3 protein-coding genes are annotated in these 4,658 nt (G+C 37.7%); all 3 read left to right on the forward strand.

Annotation, left to right across the window (positions count from 1 at the left end):
* Nucleotides 1–214 precede the first annotated feature (214 nt).
* The 3 genes from MUP17_06515 to MUP17_06525 all read left to right on the forward strand — a co-directional run bounded on the left by MUP17_06515 (nt 215) and on the right by MUP17_06525 (nt 4,268).
* Nucleotides 215–805 carry a nucleotidyltransferase domain-containing protein gene (locus tag MUP17_06515; GenBank protein MCJ7458625.1) on the forward strand — a complete coding sequence of 197 codons (591 nt, stop codon included), beginning with the start codon at nt 215–217 and terminating at the stop codon, nt 803–805.
* Complete coding sequence (locus MUP17_06520; protein ID MCJ7458626.1) at nt 774–1,235, forward strand: hypothetical protein; 462 nt, start codon at nt 774–776, stop codon at nt 1,233–1,235. The genes MUP17_06515 and MUP17_06520 overlap by 32 nt, the downstream gene beginning before the upstream one ends.
* A 315-nt stretch (nt 1,236–1,550) precedes the next feature.
* Entirely contained in the window at nt 1,551–4,268 is a 2,718-nt protein-coding gene (locus tag MUP17_06525) for a hypothetical protein (GenBank protein ID MCJ7458627.1), read from the forward strand.
* The last annotated feature ends 390 nt before the right edge of the window (nt 4,269–4,658 follow it).

Below are 4,658 nucleotides of genomic sequence, written 5' to 3' on the forward strand. Positions count from 1 at the left end.
ACCTTATGAACAAAAAGAAAAAAGTAGCCAAAAAGAAGGAAAGCTACTACTAACTAAAACATGAAAATCCGAGAAACGGATCTGTAGGACAGGACATTTTAACTTTGCAGAAATTAGGACATTTTAATCTTGCTATAACACTTTTGTAGTATTGACTTGACTATTGACTACAAAATGTATATAATTGACTACAAAATGTATACAGGAGAAATTTGTGATAGAGAAGCTTTTTTCTTCAAAGACACGGGTTGAGATTTTGAAATTGTTTTTGTTTAATCCTGATAATAGTTTCTATCAAAGACAAATTTCTGTGCTTTCCCATCAACCAATAAGGGGTGTTCAAAGAGAGGTTGAAAAACTCCAATATCTTGGACTGATTGAAAAATCTATTAAAGGAAATCGCATCTACTACCAAGTAAATAAAAAATGCCCCATTTTGGGAGAGTTAAAATCAATTTTCTTTAAAAGCGAAGGTATCGCAGATATCTTGAAAGAGGGTCTTAAAAATACAGATGATATTAAAATCGCTTTCATCTATGGCTCTTATGCAAAGGGCAAAGAAAATCTATTGAGTGATATTGACTTAATGGTTATTGGAAATATCACCTCTAAAGAACTCTCAGGTATTCTTAGTAAGCCAAAAAGGGATTTAGGTAGAATAATTAATTATGCAATATTTAATCCCCAGGAAATCAAAGAAAGAATAAAACAGAAGGACCATTTTTTGAATTCTGTTCTGAAGGATAAGATAATATTTATCGTTGGAAACGAGGATGAACTTAAAACAATTATTAAATCAGGGTAGATTAAGACTTCATAAAACATCTAAAGAAGAAATACGCAACTTGTTGAAAGTTGCGAAAAGAGACATAGACGATTCGCAAGTAAAAGGGCTTTCATCAGATAGAAAATTTGCAACTGCCTATAACGCAGTCTTGCAGTTGGCTACAATTCTAATCTATTGTAAGGGATATAAACCTTATGGTATGGGACACCATTTCACAGTGTTTCAGTCAATTAAGGAAATCCTGGGTAGAGAGTATTACGGACTGTCTGATTATTTTGACTCTTGCAGAGCTAAAAGAAACATAACCGACTACGATTATGCAGGCGGAATTTCGGAGACAGAAGCAGAGGAATTGATTGGAGAAGCAAAAGAGTTTATGAAAGTTGTTATTAGATGGATAAAAACAAATTATCCAAACCTGTTAGCTGGCCAAAATAAGAGTTCATGATCTTCAGATTCGGGAAGAACCTGTATAGATTTTTTTCTTATTGTAAGAAGAAAAGCTCTTAAAAGAGGCAGAAGAGTTTTTGAGGAAGCATATACTTTTGTAGTTGATTATGGAGTGCATCCCGCCAAAGGCGGGATGCCGTCTTTGTAGAGACGCATGGCATGCGTCTCTACTATTTTTAATTAGGAAACCCGGCATTGCATACAAGGTGGGCAACCCTCAGTCTAACAAAAAAGTCAATTTTTTTTGTGTTTTTCTAAATTTAGATATTATATTATTGTCCTTTACTAAATTGAGTGCAAGGGGAGAAGAAAAATGATAGAGCTATTTGCACTATACTATGGAATCCTTGGTTCAACCGCTACTTTAAAACCCTATTTCGATAAGCTTAAGTGTAAGTTATCCGTAGAAGCAACACATGAAAAGATTATTTTTGAATGTTTCAGAAAAGCATTAAAAGATGTGACAGGGAAGGACTTATCGAAATTTAACCTAAGAGGGGAAGTGGCAATACTTTTGGAAATCGATAACTACTTCCAGAGCAATAACACAGAAGGGGCTTCAAATGGTATAAAGAAGTTCCTTTCTAATGTGAACATCGATCTCAGCAGTATACAGGATAGATTTAAATATCATTTAACCAAATCGAATAGTATAGAAGTTTTGACGCACATCTCTTTGGTTACAATGGAAGATACTAAAGAGATTAAACGGAAAGTATATGAAATTGATGAGAAGTTAACAAAGATTACTCCATCGAAAAAACCGACTTTACCTGAGGGAATTCCTGTACCTCCTTCTCCTTATATTGCACATCGCTATATACTGCACGAGAATTTCACTGGCAGGTTATTAGAAAGAAATGAACTCACAGTATGGTTCACCAAAAGCGATAAGCCCATGTTTGCCTATGTTGCTATTGGCGGGATGGGTAAATCTGCTGTTACCTGGTATTGGCTGCATGAAGATATTATTAAGAAAGGCTTGGCGCCAGAGGGAATTATCTGGTGGTCTTTTTATGATAGAGAGGCAAGATTTGAGACTTTCTTGGAGAAGGCTATCCAATACGTAAGCAAAGGCAAGATCGATCCTAAAGAGATACCTTCAATCAGGGAAAAGATGGAAGCTCTTAACAAGTTGCTTTGTGAGAAGCGATTTCTTTTAGTCCTCGACGGTGTGGAAAGAGTACTTCGAGCTTATGCAGGAATGGGTTCTCCTTACCAGGGGGATGAGGTTAAAGAAGATGAAAGAGGAGATTTTCGGAAATGTGTTGAACCACATGTAGGCACTTTTTTACAATGGTTAGCTGGGCAGGATATAAAAACAAAGACACTGCTCACCAGCAGATTATGTCCAAAAGAGATGGACGATATTGCTGGGTGTTTTCATAAAGATTTGAGGGAATTGCCCAAAGAAGACGCAGTTGAGTTCTTCCATCGACAAGGAGTGAAGGGGACAAGGGCAGAGATTGAGAATGCCTGTGAACCTTTTGGCTATCATCCGTTATCCTTGAGATTACTCTCTGGCATGATTGTTAAAGACCCAAAATTTCCGCGTGATATAGTTACTTGGGCAAAGCATAACCCTCTGCCCGATTTAAAAGCAAAGGAGCATCATATTTTAGAGTTATCTTATAGTTCATTAGACCCACAACAACAAACCCTTATCAGCAAAATATCTGCCTTCCGCAATCCGATGGAATATGATTCTATTTCTATATTCAATGAATTTAAAACAGAAAGAGAATTTGATGATGCTTTGATAGAACTTAAAGATAGAGGTTTATTACTCAGGGATGATAAAATTAATAAATACGACCAGCATCCTATTATAAGAAGATACTGCTATGATAGATTGAAAGATAAAACAGGTGTCCATTCACGATTACGGGACTACTTTGCAACTGTGCCAGAGCCTGAAAAGGTTGAATCTTTGGATGATTTAGCACCAGTAATTGAATTGTATCACCATACAGTGAATTCGGGGAAGTATGATGAGGCATGTAATCTATATTATGAAAGGATATGGAGACCGATTTTCTATCGATTCGGAGCCTACGACTTGCAAATAGTCCTCCTTGGTGCTTTTTTCCCTGATGGTGAAGAGAAGCCACCCCGGCTAAAGAAAGAGGATGATCGTGCATGGACTCTGAATGAACTAGCAAACTCTTACTACCTATCCGGTCAGTCTAAGAAGTCAGTGCCGTTATTTCAGAGTTATGTAGAACAACAGGGAAAAGATAGTGATAAGTTGAATCTTACCACTGGCTTGAGCAACCTCGCCATCAGCCAGATGGGATTTGGTGATTTTAATTCTGCTGAGTCTAACCTGCGGCGAAGAATAGAGCTGTGCCAGGAAATCGAGAATCAATTCTCGGAAGCTATTGGTCATCTAGAGCTTGGTCGATTGCTTGCATATCAAGGTAAGTTTGAGGAATCAGAACAAGAACTGGTAAAAGCAATGAAGGATTTTGTTGTATTAGAAAAGGGAGATTTTAGGCTTGCTCGCGAATGGCAAGGTAAGACACGGGCTTATCTTGCTATTCGATTCTTGCAAATTAAAGATTTTAATAAGGCACTCAAATCAGCTAAAAAGTCTAGAGAGATGGCAGATGTTAAGTACTATGAACGAGATATCATACAAGCTGAATGGTTACTCGGCGCTTCTTATCTTGCAAATAAAGATTTAAAGGAGGCTGAAGAGCATTTGAATAAGGCGTTAAGACGGGATAGAGGAATAAATTTAGTTGAATTAGAGCCGGATATACTTTTGGACCTGGCAAAGCTCAGGTTTAAGCGAGGAAATAAGGAAGAAGCCTTAAAGCTGGCCAAAGAGGCTTTGGAGATTGCGGATAGGTGTGAGTATCGTTTGAAGCAGGCGGATATTCAAAATTTTCTGTCAGAGTTTTACATAGATTCAAGGGATTTTGTAAAAGCAAAAGAGCATGTAAAGATTGCTAAGGAACGGGCTGAATGTGGCTATAAACCTGCTATGGATAAGGCTGAGAAATTAGCGAAATTGATTAAGGAATAATGTAGTTGCCCAATTCATTGGGCGTTTTAGTTTTGGTAGAACAGACATTTCCTACGGATCCGTATCTCGGACTTGTCTGTTCCTTTTGGGTCAGACAGGAATGTCTGACCTACCGTTTTTGGCTCGATGAATCAAGCAACTACAATGCGATTGCCCCATATTGCGGGCAACCCTAAGGGCAAGCTGTGGTTACCATTGTTCCCCCCTTCCTGTCATTCTGAGTCCGGATTTATTCGGACGAAGAATCTAAAGGTGTACAGATTCTTCGGTCATCTGCCTTCGGCGAGATTCCCTCAGAATGACATTAAGATAGAGATGTATTCATTGCGTCTCTATCTTTTTGGCAATAAATTTCATTTGCAATTTTGTCAGAGTTATGTTATATAATTA

This window comes from Candidatus Zixiibacteriota bacterium (assembly GCA_022865345.1).
Lineage (GTDB): Bacteria > Zixibacteria > MSB-5A5 > MSB-5A5 > RBG-16-43-9 > RBG-16-43-9.

Bases quoted from the DNA above. Each gene is read 5' to 3' on its own strand.
- MUP17_06525 (MCJ7458627.1), top strand. From the start codon at position 1,551: ATGATAGAGCTATTTGCACTATACTATGGAATCCTTGGTTCAACCGCT.
- MUP17_06520 (MCJ7458626.1), top strand. From the start codon at position 774: ATGAACTTAAAACAATTATTAAATCAGGGTAGATTAAGACTTCATAAA.